Genomic DNA, 16,240 nt, shown 5'->3' with positions numbered 1-16,240 from the left:
AAGACGTTCAACATGACCACTCGCAAACACGCCAAAGTCCTGATCCTCGGTTCTGGCCCCGCCGGCTACAGCGCCGCCGTTTACGCTGCACGCGCCAACCTCAATCCGATGCTCGTGACCGGCGTCGAGCAAGGCGGCCAGCTGATGACCACTACCGATGTCGAAAACTGGCCGGGCGACCCGCTGGGCGTCCAGGGCCCGGAACTGATGGCGCGCCTGCTGCAGCATGCCGAGCGTTTCAATACCGAGATTGTTTTCGATCATATCCACACGACTTTCCTGAACGAAAAACCGATCCGCCTGGTCGGCGATTCGCATGAGTTCACCTGCGACGCCCTGATCATCGCCACCGGCGCTTCGGCCCAGTACCTCGGCCTGCCGAGCGAACAGGAATTCATGGGCAAGGGCGTGTCCGCCTGCGCCACCTGCGACGGTTTCTTCTACCGTAACCAGGAAGTCGCGGTGATCGGCGGCGGCAACACCGCGGTCGAGGAAGCGCTGTACCTGGCCAACATCGCCACCAAGGTAACCGTGATCCACCGCCGCGACAAGTTCCGCGCCGAACCGATCCTGATCGACCGCCTGATGCACAAGGTCGAGGAAGGCAAGATCGTGCTGGAGCTGAACCAGACCCTTGACGAAGTCACCGGCGACGCCAGCGGCGTGACCGGCCTGCGCCTGAAATCCACCGGCGACGGCGCCGTCAAGGAACTGAAGGTACACGGCCTGTTCGTGGCGATCGGCCACAAGCCGAACACCTCGATCTTCGATGGCCAGCTGGACATGCACAACGGCTACATCAAGACCCGCAGCGGCACCGAAGGCATGGCGACCGCCACCAGCGTGGCCGGCGTGTTCGCCGCCGGCGACGTGCAGGACCACGTGTACCGCCAGGCGATCACTTCGTCGGGTTCGGGCTGCATGGCCGCGCTGGATGCCCAGCGCTACCTGGAAGCACTCGAGTAACTCTTACATTTTCCGATGGCAGGCATGAAAGATTTCGGCGACCTCAAATCCTTCCGCGACCGTCTGAAGGTCGAAGAACGCCTGCGCGCCATCGAAAAAGCCGAGCGCGAAAAGCGCGAGCGGGCCGAACGCGAGAATGCGGTCGAGTTCCGCACGGCGGTCAAGGACGTCCAGCCGATGCCGGAGTCCGACCGCTACGTCTGGCGTCCGGCCCACGAAGCCGAGCTGCGGCGCCAGGCCGCGGCGCGGCGTCCGCCGACCGACGATGAAGTGCAGGCGATCCTGGCCGAATCGATGCTGTCCGACCAGTTCGATGTCGACGGTTTGCTCGACGAAGAGCCGACCCTCAGCTGGGCCGCGCCCGGCGTCGGTCCCGATGTGGTGAAAAAGCTACGCAAGCGCCATTGGCCGGTCGAGGATGAAATCGACTTGCACGGCTTGACGCGCGACCTGGCGCGGCGCGTCGTCGATGCTTTTTTGCGCAGAAGCAACAAAAATGGTGTACGCTGCGTGCGCATCATCCACGGCGTCGGTTACGGCTCGGCCGGCGGCGAACCCGTGCTGCGCGGCATGGTCCACAGCTGGCTGGTGCAGACCGGCGAAACGGTCGCCTTCTGCGTGGCCAACCGCGCCGACGGCGGCAACGGCGCCCTGATCGTCTTGCTGCGGCCGGCGCTGGACGAGCGCGAACGCTGAACCCTGCCACTGCCTATGTGCAGACTTCGTTTTTGAGTCCGCTCAATACGGATTCGCCACAATCTACATTGACATTTCCTTGTGTCAAAATATGCGCAAATTGAGCATGAAACCTTGTAAGATGCTCTCCCAGAAAACCCGAGTTGGCCAACCTGTAAAGGAATGAGTCGAGAGTGATGTCCAGTACGCCTGAACCGATGGCGATTCCGCAGCGTGTCGACCTGCTCAATTGCGCGGACGAACCCATCCACCTGCCCGGATCGATCCAGCCCCACGGTGCCCTGTTCTTCCTCGACAGCGACGGCGCCGTCGAAGGCTGGAGCGCGAACGCGGACACGCGCCTGGACCTGGCGCTGGCACTCGGCCGCAACTACGAGCAGCTCGGCTTGCCGGCGTCGGTGGCCGAACTGGTCCACGAGACTTTCGACACCATGCACGACGGCGGCGCCGCGCCGCTGGTTGCCGCGGTCGTGATCGGCGCGTCCGAATACGATTGCGTGGTGCATGCGCACAAGGGCCGGGTGATCGTCGAGTTCGAGGCGCGCGAGGAATCCACCGACGCGGTGGCGCTGTTCGCGATCAAGGCCCACAGCTCGATCGAGCGCCTGCGCCGCCAGAAGAGCATCGACGGCCTGCTGCGCACCGCCGTGCGCCAGGTGCGCGAATTCACCGGCTTCGACCGCGTGATGGCTTACCGTTTCCGCAGCGACGACAGCGGCGACGTGGTGGCCGAAGCCCGCGGCGACGAACTGGTGCCCTACGTTGGCCAGCGCTACCCGGCCGGCGACATCCCGCAGCAGGCGCGCCGCCTGTACGTGCTGAACACCCTGCGCATGATCGCCGACATGACCTACGACGCCGTGCCCCTGCTGGGCGCACCCGGCGCGCCGGCGCTCGACATGAGCTTCAGCGTGCTGCGCAGCGTGTCGCCGATCCACGTCGAATACCTGCAGAACATGGGCGTGGCGGCCTCGATGAGTGTCTCGATCGTGATCAACGGCCGCCTGTGGGGCCTGATCGCCTGCCACCACATGAGCCCGAAGCGCGTGCCCTACTCGATCCGCATGGCGGCCGACGTGCTGGCGCAAGTGATCGGCTCGACCGTGCAGAGCATCGAATCGAACGACCAGGCCGCCCTGGCCGAGCGCAATGCCAAGGTGCGTACCAGCCTGGTCGAATCGCTGCTGCTCGAGGAAGACCCGCTCGAAGCGCTGGTCAAGCACGGCGAGGAACTGATGGCCTCTAGCCAGTCGCAGGCCATGGTGGTGTGCCAGTTCGGACGTGTGGTCTGCCTCGGCATCGACCAGGACGCCGGCGAACGCATCGTCGCCTCGCTGCCGGGCGAAGCCAACGACCTGCTGCTGCGCCATGGCGTGCACGACTGGCCCGAACAGGACCGGGATACGCTCGGCAAGTGGGTCGGCGTGCTCGGCCTGCCCTTCGATCCGCCCAGCGGCGGCTGGTGCCTGCTGCTGCGCACCGAACAGGTGGAACATGTCGCCTGGGGCGGCAAGCCCGAAAAGAGCGAACAGGTCGGCCCGATGGGCGCGCGCCTGACCCCGCGCGGCTCTTTCGACGCCTGGCACGAGACGGTGCGCGGCTGCGCCCATCCGTGGGAAGACGGCATCCTGACCCATGCGCGCCTGACGCTGGGCGAACTGATGCGGGTGTCGAACGCGCGCCGCGCCCAGACCGAAACCACGCGCGCCCAGTTGCTGGCGATGCTGGGCCACGACCTGCGCGACCCGCTGCACTCGATCAACATGGCCGGCATGGTGCTGGAAAAGACCGACGGCACCAACAACAAGGGCACGCTCGGACGGCGCATCCAGTCGTCCAGCAACCGCATGCAGCGCATGATCGGCCAAGTGCTGGACATGAGCCGCATCGACCGCGGCCTGAACCTGGGCGTGGCGCTCGATGCGGTCGACCTGGCGCCGCTGGTCGAGGACATGGTCGAGGAGGCGCGCCTGGCCTACCCGACCATCGTCTACGATCTGCACACGATCGGCCCGGCCTTCGTGCAGGCTGACGATGCGCGCCTGGGCCAGGTGTTGTCCAACCTGCTCAGCAATGCGCGCCACCACGGCGAACCGAACCAGCCGATCAAGATCCGCCTGACGGTGAATGACGGCATGGCGGAAGTGTGCGTGTCGAATGCCGGCGCCCCGATCCCGCCGGAGGCCGAGGCGACGCTGTTCAATCCGTACAAGCGCAGTTCGCTGAACAACCCGCGCAACCGCACCGGCATGGGCCTGGGCCTGTACATCGCCCAGCAGATCGTGCGCGAGCACCAGGGCGAGATCGTCTACCACCACGAGAACGGCCGTGTGATCTTCACGGTGAAGCTGCCGCTGGCGCCGCGCCAGGCTGCGCAGCCCTGATTCGATCGTTACGCATCAGGCATACTTACACAGCCGGGCTTGGCATGTTAGTCTAGCAACTAGTCTAGCAACAGCGCCACAAGCCCGGCTGCCGCATGCATCTACTCAAATTCATTGAAATCATGGCGATCCTGGTGGGCGCCTTTTCCGGCTTCATCGAAGCGCGCCGCAAGAGAATGGACCTGGTCGGGGTATTCACGGTCGCCTTCATCGCCGCTTTCGGGGGCGGCACCCTGCGCGACATCCTGCTCGACAAGCGGCCCCTGTTCTGGGTGATCCACCAGGAATACGCGATCCTGATCTTCGTGCTGGCGCTGGTGGCCTCGCCGCTGATCCGCACCATGCGCCACATGGTGACGGAACGCCTGATCGTGATCGCCGACGCCTTCGGCCTGGGCCTGTTTTCGGTGGCCGGCGTGTCGTCGGCGCTGGATGCCGGCATGCCGCTGTTCATCGCATCGATGATGGGCGTCATCACCGGCATCTTCGGCGGCGTCCTGCGCGACATCGTCTGCAACGAAGTGCCGATGGTCTTCCGCGACGGCAAACCCTATGCGCTGTGCGCCTTTCTCGGCAACTGGATCTTCCTGGTCATGGGCATCTATGGCGTGGACAAGGACATCGCGCTGTGGTCGAGCGCGCTGTTCATCGTGTTGTCGCGGCTGCTGGCGTGGAAATTCGATTTGACGCTGGGGCGGTGATCAGCCCCCAAGAACGTCGTTCCCGCGGGGGCGGGAACGACGGCGTCGGGAGACTCAGACCGCGTCCGGCCCGGTCTCGCCGGTGCGGATGCGGATCACCTGCTCCACGTCCTGCACGAAGATCTTGCCGTCGCCGATCTTGCCGGTGCGCGCCGCCTTGATGATGGCGTCGACCACCTGCTCGGTCATGGCATCGTCGACCACCACCTCGATCTTCACCTTCGGCAGGAAATCGACCACGTACTCGGCGCCGCGATACAGCTCGGTATGGCCCTTCTGGCGGCCGAAGCCTTTCACCTCGGTCACGGTCAGGCCGGTGACGTTGACGTCGGCCAGCGCCTCACGCACCTCGTCCAGCTTGAACGGTTTGATCACGCAGGTAATTTGTTTCATTTAAAGCTCCTTTCAGGTTTTCTTGGGCGGCGCACGGCGGCGCCTTTGGTCTCGGTCCGGCTCAATTATCCGGAATCTGGGCCAGCTGCTCCATCCACACGGTTGCCTCGGAATCGCTCGGGGCGCGCCAGTCGCCGCGCGGCGACAGCGAGCCGCCATTGCCGACCTTCGGCCCGTTCGGCACGCAGGAACGCTTGAACTGGCTGGTCTTGAAGAAGCGCCACAGGAAGATGCCGAGGTTCTTCTTGATCGCCGCCAGGTCGTACTGGTTGCGCGCCGGGTTGCCGCCTTCCGGCCACGGCCCGAGGTCGCGGTCACGCCAGGCCGACCAGGCCAGGAAGGCCACCTTGCTCGGCCGGAAGCCGTAGCGCAGCGTGTAGTACAGGTTGAAGTCCTGCAGCTCGTAGGGACCGATGAAGTTCTCGGTGACCTGGGCCGGCTTGCCCTCTTCTTTACCGGTGCCGGTCTTGGCAGGCACCAGTTCCGGGCTGATCTCGGTTTCCAGTACCTGGATCAGCACGTCGGAACCGGTGTCGCCGATCTGCTTCGTGTCCGCCACCCAGCGCACCAGGTGCGAGATCAGGGTCTTGGGCACGCTGGCATTCACGTTGTAGTGCGACATGTGGTCGCCCACGCCGTAGGTGCACCAGCCCAGCGCCAGCTCGGACAGGTCGCCGGTGCCGATCACGATCGCGTGGTTGTGGTTGGCAAGGCGGAACAGGTGGCTGGTGCGTTCGCCCGCCTGCACGTTCTCGAAGGTGACGTCGTACTCTTCCTTCCCCTCGGCGTACGGGTGGCCGAGGTCCTTCAGCATCTGGATGCAGCTGGGGCGGATGTCGATTTCGCGCGCGCTGCAGCCGACCGCCGCCATCAGGTCGCGCGCCTGGCGCAGCGTGCGTTCGCTGGTGGCGAAACCGGGCATGGTGTAGGCCAGGATGTTGGTGCGCGGCAGGCCGAGGCGGTCCATCGCCTTGGCGCAGACCAGCAGCGCGTGGGTCGAATCGAGGCCGCCGGAAATGCCGATCACGACCTTCTCGTGGCCCGAGGATTGCAGCCGCTGCAGCAGCGCCTGCACCTGGATGTTGTAGACCTCGGTGCAGCGCTCGTCGCGCCGCGCGCTCGACGCCGGCACGTAGGGGAAGCGCTCGACCAGGCGCTGCAGCGGCAGGTCGCGCTCGAGCGGCAGCGCCAGCGGGAAGCGCTGGATGCGGAACCTGGCGACTTCGTCGGCATGGCGGCGCACCGATTGCGCGAAGGTGGTCGCGTGCATGCGGTCCTGCGCCAGCCGTTCCAGGTCGACGTCGGCAAAGATGATGTGCGAATCCTGCAGGAAGCGCTGCGACTCGGCCAGCATGTCGCCTTTTTCATAGATCAGCGACTGGCCGTCCCAGCCCATGTCGGTGGTCGACTCGCCCAGGCCGGCCGAGGTGTACAGGTAAGCCGCCACGCAGCGCGCCGACTGCTGGCCGACCAGCTGGTGCCGGTAGCCGCTCTTGCCCACCACGATGTTCGAGGCCGACAGGTTGACCAGCACCGTGGCCCCGGCCAGCGCCGCGAACGAGGATGGCGGTACCGGCACCCAGACGTCTTCGCAGATCTCGACGTGGAAGCGGAACAACGGCAGCCCGGTTTCCTGATTCGCGACCTCGAACAGCTGCTCCGGACCGAAGGGCACGTCCTGTCCGAGCAGGCCGATCTGCGTCACGGCGGTGTTGTCCGCGGGACTGAACTGCCGCATTTCGTAAAATTCGCCATAATTGGGCAAATAGCTCTTCGGCACCACACCCAGGATGCGACCGCCGGCCACGACCACCGCGCAATTGAACAGCGTATGGTTGAGGCGCAGCGGCACGCCGACGATCATGGCCAGCGGCAGTTCGGTGGACGCCGCGACCACGTCGGCAAGCGCGGCCAGGCAGGCATCGAGCAGCGCGCGCTGGTGAAACAGGTCGTCGCAGGTATAGGCGGAAAGGCCCAGTTCCGGGAAGGCGACCAATACCGCGCCCTGTACGGCCGCCTGGCGCGCCAGTTCGATCGTCTGGCGCGCGTTGAACGCCGGATCGGCGACCTTGCAGCGCGGGCTGGCGACGGCGACACGGGCGAAATCGTGCGAATAGAGGTTGAAGAATGGCTTATCCATCATGCATCTTTCCTTGGGTGAGCTTCGACCACCATTTGTTTGCCGGGAAGCGCGGCGCCCGCGCAGTACCCGTTACTCCTTTGATATGGAAGTCATCTTGAATTATCGCACGCATATCGTTTCTTCTCTGTCCGAGATCGGCCAGCCCGCGTGGGACGCGCTGGCATCCAGCCAGGACAAACCGAATCCCTTCCTCTCGTATGCCTTCCTGCATGCCCTGCACGAGTCCGGCAGCGCCGCGCCGGATGCCGGGTGGCAGCCGCAATTTCTCACGCTGTACGACGGCGAAGACCTGGCCGCCGCCCTGCCCCTGTACGTCAAATACCACTCCTACGGCGAATACGTGTTCGACTGGGCCTGGGCCGACGCCTACGGGCGCAATGGCCTCGAGTACTACCCGAAACTGCTGTCGGCGATCCCGTTCACGCCGGTGACCGGCCCGCGCCTGCTGGCGCGCGACGACACCGCCCGCGCCGCCCTGATCGAGGTGCTGCGCCACGTGCAGCAGTCGACCGAGGTCTCGTCGACCCACATCCTGTTTCCGCCCGAGGAACATGCGCGCCAGCTGGGCGAAGCCGGCTTCCTGCTGCGCAGCGGGGTGCAGTTCCACTGGGTGAACCAGGGCTATGCGGACTTCGATGCCTTCCTGGCGACGCTGGAGCAAAAAAAACGCAAGAACATCCGCGCCGAGCGGCGCAAGGTCAGGGAAGCCGGCGTGACCTTGCGCCGGGTGCGCGGCGTCGACGCCACCGACGAAGACTGGCGCTTCTTCACGCGCTGCTACCGGCATACCTATGCCGAGCATTACTCGAAGCCTTACCTGAACCTCGACTTCTTCCGGCGCATCGGACGCGAGATGCCGCAGAATCTGCTGCTGGTGATTGCCGAGCGCGAGGGGACGCCGATCGCTGCATCGCTGGTGGTGCACGACGAGACCACCCTGTATGGCCGCTACTGGGGCGCGCTCGAACACGTGCCCTGCCTGCATTTCGAGACGGCGTACTACCAGCCGCTGGAATTCTGCATCGAGCAGGGCATCGGGGTGTTCGAGGGCGGCGCCCAGGGCGAGCACAAGATGGCGCGCGGCTTCCTGCCGACACGGACCTGGTCGGCCCACTGGCTCAAGCATCCGGCCTTTGCCGATGCGATCGAGCGCTTCCTCGAACAGGAGGCGGGCGGGATCGACGATTACATCGATGAGCTGAACGACCGGAATCCGTTCCGGGGCCAGGCCTGACCCGGGCCGGTCATTTGCACCGCCCGCATATTGACTTGACGACAAGCCGGACGCTGCCCGATGATTGCCGGGCGGTACGGCATGAGGCCGCTACCACCGACCCTGGAGAAGACATAATGAAACGATTCATCCTGGCCGCCCTGCTGGCGGGCGGCGTGGCCGGCCTGGCGCAGGCCGCCGACAAGGCCGACGATGCCCAGTTGCGCGCGGCGATCGCGGGCAGCCACCGCAGCAGCGCCAACGCGGCGCGCGACAACTGGCGCCATCCGTATGACACCCTGGCCTTCTTCGGCATCAAGCCGAACATGACCGTGGTGGAGCTGTCGCCCGGTGGCGGCTGGTACACCGAGATCCTGGCGCCCTACCTGCGCGACAACGGCAAGCTGATCGCCGCAGGCCCAGCCTTCGATCCGGCCAAGCGTGGCACCGTGGCCTTCAAGCAGAAACTGGACGCCAATCCGGCGGTCTTCGGCAAGGTCGTGCAGGGCGTGTTCGCGCCGCCGTCGACCTACAACTTCGCCGCCCCCGGCAGCGTCGACATGGTGCTCACCTTCCGCAACCTGCACAACTGGATCGACGCCGGCGGCGACGACGAGCTCAAGGGCGTGTTCAAGGCGGCCTACACCAGCCTGAAGCCGGGCGGCGTGCTCGGCATCGAAGAACACCGCCTGCCGGAAGCCATGCCGCAGGATCCCAAGACCTCGAGCGGGTACGTGCACGAATCCTATGTGATCAGGATGGCGGAAAGCGCCGGCTTCAAGCTAACGGCGAAATCCGACATCAATGCCAATCCGAAGGACAAGGCCGACCACAAGGGGGGCGTATGGGCTCTGCCCCCGACCCTGGCCAACCGCGACCAGGACCGCGAGAAATACCAGGCGATCGGCGAGAGCGACCGCATGACGCTCAAGTTCGTGAAGCCATAAACCGCAGCGTGCCCGCTGCCGCTGGTTTGCGGGCGGTCATGGCGCGGTCAAGCTGCGCACGCATCCGGGACAGGCGGCGCAGCACTGGCGCACGGATCTTGCCCGGTCTCGGCCGGGACGCCATCGGCGCCTTCCCACTGAGCGCCATGGACCCGGTTGCGGCCACTGCGTTTGGCGAAGTACATCAATTCGTCCGCGCGCGCGATCAGGGCCTGGCTGGCCATGCCCGGCAGGCAAGAGGACAGGCGCGCGCTCACCACGCCGAAGCTGGCCGTCGCATGGATCCGGACATCGGCATGGGGACGGCTTGTTTCGGCAAGACGTGCGCGCATGCGCTCGGCAAGGGCCAGGCCCTCGTCCAGGCTGGTGTCGGGCAGGATCAGGAGGAATTCTTCGCCGCCGTAACGCACGACCGTATCCCTGTCGTCGCGGACCATCGACAGCAACAAGCGTGCGAAATCCTGCAGGAGCGTGTCCCCGGCCTGGTGGCCGTAGGTATCGTTGATGGTCTTGAAATTGTCCAAGTCGCACACGACGATGGTCAGCGCGGCATGCTGGCGACGGGCGCGCTCGATTTCGCGTTCGAGCAGGCCGTCGTTGAGGTGACGCCGGTTGAAGGCACCGGTGAGCGGATCGCGTATCGACTGGGCGATCAGCGTTTGCTCGGTCCAGTATTGGCGGCGCGACGCATGGGCGTCGCGGCGCGCGGCAGCGGCGCCGAACAGGTTCGCCAGCAGCAGCAGCATCGCCATGGTCCCCAGCTGGCGCGGGTTGACCGTACCCATGGCATACACCAGGGCCAGGAAGCCGGCGCTCGCGCCCAGCGCCACGATGTAGGCGTTGACCAGGCGGTTTGGAATGAACAGGTAGACGATGATCAGCATGATCGCCATCGACATGCCATGAAGCAGCAGTTCGCCACGCGAATACGTGACCAGCAAGAACGTGAGCATCGCCAGGCTGCTGAATACGGTGGCCGAGCGATAGGCGGTTTGCCCGGGATTGTCGCTGCGGCGGGTCAGCACGATACTCGTCACGGCCACTGAGGCGGTCACCAGGCGCACCACGAACAGGAGCAGTGTCTGGCGGTTCAGGCCAAGGTGAGCCACGTCGGCAAGCGCGAAGGCCAGGTAAAAGACGCTGCAAAATGAGAGCGAACGCGTCAATTCATGCCGGATGACGCCGCCGTGGGCGCGCAGGAACGCGGCTTCGATGCCGGCGGATGCGAATTCACCGCGCCAGCGCACAATGGCGCCGGGAGACTGCTGCGTAGACATGGAAGGACGAATGGACTTGGACGTGCCGACTGTAGCGACATGCTGCATTTCTGTAAAGAAATTTATACGGAAATTCACACAATGGTTGCGTCGATGCTGCGTCAGCCCATTGGACGGCCAGGATTACAAAAGCATCGGAACGCTTTATTTAATAAGACATCTGGAATGATCGACACTGAACGCTTAATTTTACGCAAACACACGGTGGCAGATACCGACCTGGTTTTCCAGCTTGCCAGCGATCCAGCCGTGCTTCAGTCCATTGGTGGCCTTCCTCCCTCGCGCGAAGACGCCTGGCATCGACTGCTTCGCTATGCGGGTCATTGGAGCTTGCTGGGCTTTGGCATGTTCGCGGTAGTCGAGCGGGCCACCAATCAATTTATCGGCGAAGTGGGCCTGGCAGATTTCCAGCGCGGCCTGGGCACCGACTTCGATGGCGAACCTGAAGCCGCGTGGGTATTCACCGGGCGTTCACATGGCAAAGGTTTTGCGCTGGAAGCCATGACGGCAGCGCTGGACTGGTTCGATCGGCAAGCCGTGTCATCACGCAGCGTGTGCATGATCGAACCGCGTAATACGGCCTCGGTCAGACTCGCGGAGAAACTCGGGTTTACTTGTTACGGCCAGGGTTGTTACAGGCAGCATGACGTCAACAAATACGAACGCAAGCGGCCTGATCATCAACCCCGAACCGAAACACCGTGATTGCCAAATCGATGGATCGTCAAACCACGCTCTTGACCACGCCCCCGTCCGCACGCAGGGCTGCGCCCGTGGTGGCGGATGCGAGCGGGCTGGCGACATAGGCCACCAGCGAAGCGACTTCCTCCGGCGCGGCAAAGCGCTTGATGAGCGAGGTCGGACGTGCCTTCTCGAAGAATTCCTTTTCGGTCTGCTCGAACGACAAGCCTTGCGCCTTGCCCATCGATTCGACCAGGTCCCTGACGCCGCGCGACTTGGTGGGCCCTGGCAGGATGCTGTTGACCGTGATGCCGGTACCCGCCACCGCTTCGGCCAGGCCGCGCGCCACCGCGAGCTGGGCGGTCTTGGTGGTGCCGTAGTGGATCATCTCGGTCGGGATCTGGATCGCGCTTTCGCTCGAAATGAAAATGATGCGGCCCCAGTTCCGCTGCCGCATCGATGGCAGGTACAGGCGCGCCAGGCGCACGCCGCCCAGCACGTTCACTTCGAAAAAGCGCATCCAGTCTTCGTCAGGGATCTCCTCGAATGGCTTGGCTTCGAAAATGCCGAGGTTGTTGACCAGGATTTCGACATCCGGATACTGGTGCCCGAGTTCCTCGGCGGCAGCGGCGCTGCCGAGATCGCCGGCGAAGCCTAGGACATCCGCGCCGGTGGCGGCTTTGATGTCCGCGATCGCCGTATCGACCGCGGCCCGCGTACGCCCGTTCACGATCACGCGGGCGCCTTCGCGTGCCAGCGCTTCGACGATGGCACGGCCGATGCCGGCGGTACTGCCGGTGACCAGTGCGAGTTTGTTGGTGAGCTTGAGATCCACGATGTTCCTTTCCTGTTCGATCGCTGGTAGAGGATGACGTGGATGATTATGCAGCTTTTCCCGATCCGGGGCCGGGGTCAGGGCATTGGCCTGTCGCCCAGGCTGCTGCGCAGCCAGTCGCGCCCGCGCGCATCCATCGCCTTGGCGATCACCGCTTCCGGCAGGCTGTAGACCGTGGCCCAGGTGGCGCGGCCATCGGGCGCATTCGACGGAAAGCTGGTGGTCTCGATCGGCCAGTGGTACTTGCGCTTCAGCGCGCGGACGATGGCAGCCAGCGTGACGCGGCCGCGCAGGGGTTCGGCGCCGGCCTGGTCGGCGTTGGACAGCAGGACGGCGAGCACGAGCCCGCGCGCGGTGCGCGGGCCGGGGAAGATGGGCGTTTTACTGGGCATGCCGCATTGTAGCCGGGCAGCGTCATGCAGCCCTTTCCATATCGCTTCTGTGCCACCACAGTTTCGGATTGTTGTCGGCCAGTTCGCGCAGCAGGTCCCACACCACCTTCACGCGGCGCAGCCGGTACAGGTCGGCCGGCGCGGCCAGCCAGAACGAGCGTTCGGCATAAAAGCCCGGCAGCACCTGTACCAGGCGCTCGTCGTCCATCACCGCGTACGGCGGCGCCATCATCAGGCCCATGCCCAGCGCCGCAGCTTCGATCTGGGCAGTCATGCCGGAGCAGCACAGGCGCCGCCGCGGCGTGAAGCCGAGTTCGTTCAGGTAGGACAGTTCGCGGCTGGCCAGGCGGTCCTGCACGTAATCGACGAAATCGTGGCGCTCGAGGTCGGCCTGGGTGCCGATCGGCGCGTGCTTGGCCAGGTAGGCCGGCGCGGCGTACAGGTAGAAGCGGAACGAGGCCAGACGCGTGACCATGTAGCGCCCGGTGGACGGCGGATCGAGCATGACGCCGAGGTCGGCCTCGCGGTTGGCCAGGTTGGCGAAGCGCGGCAGCGCCAGCAGGTCGATCGACAAATCGGGATGCTCCTCGAACAGCGGCACCAGCAGCGGCGCTACCACGCGCACGCCGAACACCTCGGGCACGCCGAGGCGCACCACCCCGTGGGCCGCGACCTCGGCCCCGCCGAGCTGCTCGGCCGCCGCCAGCGCCGCGCCTTCCATCGCCTCGGCATGCGGCAGCAGCGCGCGCCCCATTTCGGTCAGTTCGTAACCCTCGCGCGAGCGGTCGAACAGGGTGTTGCCGAGCTGGTGTTCGAGGCGGTCGATGCGGCGCGCCACCGTGGTGTGCTCGACCTCGAGCCGGCGCGACGCGCCCGACAGCGTGCCGGCGCGTGCCAGTTCCAGGAAAAAACGCAGGTCGGTCCACTCGGGCAGGCTGTTCATGACAGGTTGTTCCTTATCAAGATGACACATTGTGCACTAGTGCACATTCCTGCTGCAAGGTTTTGGTGCTGCCATTTGTGCGTGCACAAAAACCACACAAGCGAGCTCGACAGTGCCCTTTCCCGCGTGCCCCCAGGCGGTGCATATGGATGTGCAAATTTGCACACCCGGTGGGCGCGCTGTTGTCTATTCAACCAATCCCATCCGAGTCACACTGCGGTGCGTGCGAAAAAAAAGCATGACACCACAACAAAATCAGGAGACGTCCATGCGTGTTAGCAAGAAACAAGCGCGGTTGCCCATGCGCGCAACCCGGCAGCACCTGCTGAGCCATTCTGCCGCTGCCCTGCTCGCCCTGTCCGGCGCTGCCGCCGGTACGGTCCATGCCCAGGACACCGGCGCCGCCGCAGGTGGTGTCACTGCCGCCCCCGAGGGCAATGTCGAGAAAGTGGTCGTCACCGCACGCCGCCGCCAGGAGACCCTGCAGGACGTCCCGGTGTCGGTCACGGCGTACACCGCCGACCAGCTGTCCAAGCAGGGCATCCCGGACGTGGTCGCGCTCACCACCACGCTGCCGAACACCACCCTGAAGGCCTCGCGCGCCACCAATTCCACGCTCACCGCCTTCATCCGCGGCGTCGGCCAGGCCGACCCCCTGGCCGGCTTCGAATCCGGCGTCGGCATCTACCTCGACGACATCTACCTGGCCCGTCCGCAAGGCGCCGTGGCCGACATCTACGACGTCGAGCGCATCGAGGTGCTGCGCGGCCCGCAGGGCACGCTGTACGGCCGCAACACCATCGGCGGCGCCGTCAAGTACGTCACCCGCAAGCTGGCGCCGCAGACCGACGTGCGCCTGAAAGGCACGCTCGGCAACTACAAGGAACGCGACGGCGTCCTCACTGCCAGCACCCCGCTCAGCGACACGCTGCGCGTCGGCGGCACCATCGCCAAGTTCAAGCACGACGGCTACGGGCGCAACCTGTTCAACGGCGCCCCCAACTACGACAAGGACCTGAGCGCGGCGCGCGTCTCGGCCGAATGGACGCCGACCCCGGAACTGTTCGTGCGCCTGGCCGCCGACCTGACCCGGGACGATTCGCATCCGAAAAACGGCCACCGCCTGATCGTCGGCCGTACCAGCGGCGCACCGATCCTGTCCAACGTCTACGACACGCAGGCCGAGATGATGACGGCCCTCGGCCACGAGCAGGAAGTGCGCCAGCACGGCGTGTCGGCCACGGTCGAGTGGACCGTCACCCCGGAGCTGACCTTCAAGTCGATCACCGCCCAGCGCCAGGACAAGTCCTACGCCCCGATCGATTTCGACGCGCTGCCCGTGGTCGACATGGAAGTCCCGGCGCTGTACACCAACAAGCAGTTCAGCCAGGAATTCAACCTGACCTATACCGGTCCGAAGATCCAGGGCGTGGCCGGCGTCTACTACATCGACGCCAACGCCTACAACAAGTTCGACACCGTCCTGGCCGGCCTCGTGCCCACCAGCACCTTTACCAGCGGCGACATCGACACCAGGGCCTGGGCCGTGTATGCCGACGGCAGCTACAACCTGACCGACGCGCTGCAGCTGTCGCTGGGTGGCCGCTACACCGTCGACAAGCGCGAAGCCGACATCTTCCGCCAGATCTACCTGGGCCTGGGCGGCACGCCGCAAATGGGCAACCCGGGCGCCATCCTGTTCCGCACCGACACCGACCTGCCGGGGCTCTCCCGCGAGGACAAGAAATTCACACCGCGCATCGCCCTGAACTACAAGGCGACGCCGGACCAGAACGTCTACGCGTCCTATTCGAAAGGCTTCAAGGGCGGCGGCTTCGATCCGCGCCTGAACGTGGTCGGCACCCGCATCACGCAGGCGCAGGCGCGCGCCGGCTACCGTCCCGAAACCATCGGCACCGCGGAGCTGGGGCTGAAGTCCTCGTTCAACGGCGGTCGCATCACCACCAACACCGCCCTGTTCTACAGCGACTACAAGGACGTGCAGATCCCGGGCTCGGTGGCGATCGACACCAACGGCGACGGCCGCGACGACAGCTTCGCCGGCCTGACCACCAACGCCGGCAAGGCCAAGATCAAGGGTTTCGAATTCGAGGCGGTGGCACACCTGACCCAGAACTTCTCGCTGGCCGGCATGTACAGCTACATCGACGCCAAGTACGACGAATACATCGTGGCCGGCGTCAACGTGGCCAACCAGCGCGTGTTCCAGAACACCCCGCGCAACTCGGCCAACCTGCGCGCCACCTACGACATTCCGCTGCCGGTCGGCGGCGTGGGCGGCCGGCTGGCGCTGATAGGCAGCGCCTCCTACCGCGGCGCCACCAACCAGTTCGAGACCGTCTCGATCCTCGACCAGGAATCGTATTACCTGTACGACGCCAGCGTGGTCTGGACCCGCACCGACGGCAAGATCCGCGCCGGCCTGCACGGCAAGAACCTGAACGACAAGCGCTACAAGACCGCCGGCTACCTGTTCCCGACGCTGGGCAACGAAGGCACGCTGACCGCCTTCTACGGCGCCCCGCGCACGGTACAGGCGACGGTCGAGTACCGCTTCTGAAGCCGCGGCCATGAAGCGGTGTCCCAACCGGTGCTGTCGGGCACCGGGCGGGACCCTGTATGCCCGGGATTTGAACCGGTGGCCTTGC

At 65.2% G+C, this 16,240-nt stretch carries 14 protein-coding genes; 8 read left to right on the top strand and 6 right to left on the bottom strand.

The annotated features are described in order from the left end of the window. Positions 1–12 precede the first annotated feature (12 nt). From trxB to FBX97_RS03740, 4 genes are all read left to right on the top strand, one after another. Positions 13–966, top strand: coding sequence for a thioredoxin-disulfide reductase (gene trxB / locus FBX97_RS03755; protein WP_141828880.1), 954 nt, complete (start codon positions 13–15; stop codon positions 964–966). A gap of 24 nt (positions 967–990) precedes the next feature. Beyond that, a complete protein-coding gene (locus tag FBX97_RS03750; protein ID WP_370457137.1) occupies positions 991–1,662 on the top strand; it encodes a Smr/MutS family protein in 672 nt (223 codons plus the stop codon). 176 nt (positions 1,663–1,838) lie between these two features. Continuing rightward, on the top strand, positions 1,839–4,046 hold the full coding sequence (locus tag FBX97_RS03745; RefSeq protein ID WP_255517280.1) for an ATP-binding protein: 2,208 nt from the start codon (positions 1,839–1,841) through the stop codon (positions 4,044–4,046). Between the two features lie 95 nt (positions 4,047–4,141). Further along, entirely contained in the window at positions 4,142–4,747 is a 606-nt protein-coding gene (locus FBX97_RS03740) for a trimeric intracellular cation channel family protein (RefSeq protein ID WP_141828878.1), read from the top strand. Between the two features lie 54 nt (positions 4,748–4,801). Here the strand turns inward: FBX97_RS03740 and FBX97_RS03735 are convergent, their stop codons facing one another. Further along, positions 4,802–5,140 (bottom strand): P-II family nitrogen regulator, encoded by a 339-nt coding sequence (locus tag FBX97_RS03735; protein ID WP_141828877.1) that lies wholly within the window; start codon positions 5,138–5,140, stop codon positions 4,802–4,804. Between the two features lie 61 nt (positions 5,141–5,201). Then, positions 5,202–7,280, bottom strand: coding sequence for an NAD(+) synthase (locus tag FBX97_RS03730; RefSeq protein ID WP_141830854.1), 2,079 nt, complete (start codon positions 7,278–7,280; stop codon positions 5,202–5,204). Between the two features lie 85 nt (positions 7,281–7,365). On the opposite strand from FBX97_RS03730, the gene FBX97_RS03725 reads away from it, so the two are divergent. Continuing rightward, complete coding sequence (locus FBX97_RS03725; protein WP_141828876.1) at positions 7,366–8,517, top strand: GNAT family N-acetyltransferase; 1,152 nt, start codon at positions 7,366–7,368, stop codon at positions 8,515–8,517. Between the two features lie 116 nt (positions 8,518–8,633). After that, the gene (locus FBX97_RS03720; protein ID WP_141828875.1) at positions 8,634–9,443 is read left to right on the top strand and encodes a class I SAM-dependent methyltransferase; all 810 of its coding nucleotides are present in this window, start codon (positions 8,634–8,636) and stop codon (positions 9,441–9,443) included. 47 nt (positions 9,444–9,490) lie between these two features. Here the strand turns inward: FBX97_RS03720 and FBX97_RS03715 are convergent, their stop codons facing one another. Then, positions 9,491–10,720, bottom strand: a complete 1,230-nt coding sequence (locus FBX97_RS03715; protein WP_185748461.1) for a diguanylate cyclase — start codon at positions 10,718–10,720, stop codon at positions 9,491–9,493. Positions 10,721–10,885: 165 nt separating this feature from the next. Between FBX97_RS03715 and FBX97_RS03710 the strand changes: the two genes are divergently transcribed. Beyond that, the gene (locus FBX97_RS03710; protein WP_141828873.1) at positions 10,886–11,425 is read left to right on the top strand and encodes a GNAT family N-acetyltransferase; all 540 of its coding nucleotides are present in this window, start codon (positions 10,886–10,888) and stop codon (positions 11,423–11,425) included. 19 nt (positions 11,426–11,444) lie between these two features. Here FBX97_RS03710 and FBX97_RS03705 read toward each other — a convergent pair whose 3' ends face one another. From FBX97_RS03705 to FBX97_RS03695, 3 genes are all read right to left on the bottom strand, one after another. After that, positions 11,445–12,236: an SDR family NAD(P)-dependent oxidoreductase gene (locus tag FBX97_RS03705; protein WP_141828872.1), complete on the bottom strand. Its 792-nt coding sequence runs from the start codon at positions 12,234–12,236 to the stop codon at positions 11,445–11,447. A 77-nt stretch (positions 12,237–12,313) separates the two neighbouring features. Next, positions 12,314–12,628 (bottom strand): hypothetical protein, encoded by a 315-nt coding sequence (locus FBX97_RS03700; RefSeq protein WP_141828871.1) that lies wholly within the window; start codon positions 12,626–12,628, stop codon positions 12,314–12,316. A 22-nt stretch (positions 12,629–12,650) separates the two neighbouring features. Then, positions 12,651–13,571 (bottom strand): LysR family transcriptional regulator, encoded by a 921-nt coding sequence (locus FBX97_RS03695; protein ID WP_141828870.1) that lies wholly within the window; start codon positions 13,569–13,571, stop codon positions 12,651–12,653. A 301-nt stretch (positions 13,572–13,872) separates the two neighbouring features. Between FBX97_RS03695 and FBX97_RS03690 the strand changes: the two genes are divergently transcribed. Then, positions 13,873–16,152: a TonB-dependent receptor gene (locus FBX97_RS03690; protein WP_141828869.1), complete on the top strand. Its 2,280-nt coding sequence runs from the start codon at positions 13,873–13,875 to the stop codon at positions 16,150–16,152. Positions 16,153–16,240 lie beyond the last annotated feature (88 nt).

It is taken from the genome of Herbaspirillum sp. SJZ107 (genome assembly GCF_006715485.1).
GTDB lineage: Bacteria > Pseudomonadota > Gammaproteobacteria > Burkholderiales > Burkholderiaceae_D > Telluria.
This window is presented reverse-complemented; position numbering and strand designations above follow the sequence as displayed.

Bases quoted from the DNA above. Each gene is read 5' to 3' on its own strand.
- FBX97_RS03720 (WP_141828875.1), top strand. From the start codon at position 8,634: ATGAAACGATTCATCCTGGCCGCCCTGCTGGCGGGCGGCGTGGCCGGC.
- FBX97_RS03690 (WP_141828869.1), top strand. From the start codon at position 13,873: ATGCGCGCAACCCGGCAGCACCTGCTGAGCCATTCTGCCGCTGCCCTG.
- FBX97_RS03745 (WP_255517280.1), top strand. From the start codon at position 1,839: ATGTCCAGTACGCCTGAACCGATGGCGATTCCGCAGCGTGTCGACCTG.
- FBX97_RS03735 (WP_141828877.1), bottom strand. From the start codon at position 5,140: ATGAAACAAATTACCTGCGTGATCAAACCGTTCAAGCTGGACGAGGTG.
- FBX97_RS03730 (WP_141830854.1), bottom strand. From the start codon at position 7,280: ATGGATAAGCCATTCTTCAACCTCTATTCGCACGATTTCGCCCGTGTC.
- trxB (WP_141828880.1), top strand. From the start codon at position 13: ATGACCACTCGCAAACACGCCAAAGTCCTGATCCTCGGTTCTGGCCCC.
- FBX97_RS03700 (WP_141828871.1), bottom strand. From the start codon at position 12,628: ATGCCCAGTAAAACGCCCATCTTCCCCGGCCCGCGCACCGCGCGCGGG.
- FBX97_RS03740 (WP_141828878.1), top strand. From the start codon at position 4,142: ATGCATCTACTCAAATTCATTGAAATCATGGCGATCCTGGTGGGCGCC.
- FBX97_RS03715 (WP_185748461.1), bottom strand. From the start codon at position 10,720: ATGTCTACGCAGCAGTCTCCCGGCGCCATTGTGCGCTGGCGCGGTGAA.
- FBX97_RS03750 (WP_370457137.1), top strand. From the start codon at position 991: ATGAAAGATTTCGGCGACCTCAAATCCTTCCGCGACCGTCTGAAGGTC.
- FBX97_RS03725 (WP_141828876.1), top strand. From the start codon at position 7,366: ATGGAAGTCATCTTGAATTATCGCACGCATATCGTTTCTTCTCTGTCC.
- FBX97_RS03710 (WP_141828873.1), top strand. From the start codon at position 10,886: ATGATCGACACTGAACGCTTAATTTTACGCAAACACACGGTGGCAGAT.
- FBX97_RS03695 (WP_141828870.1), bottom strand. From the start codon at position 13,571: ATGAACAGCCTGCCCGAGTGGACCGACCTGCGTTTTTTCCTGGAACTG.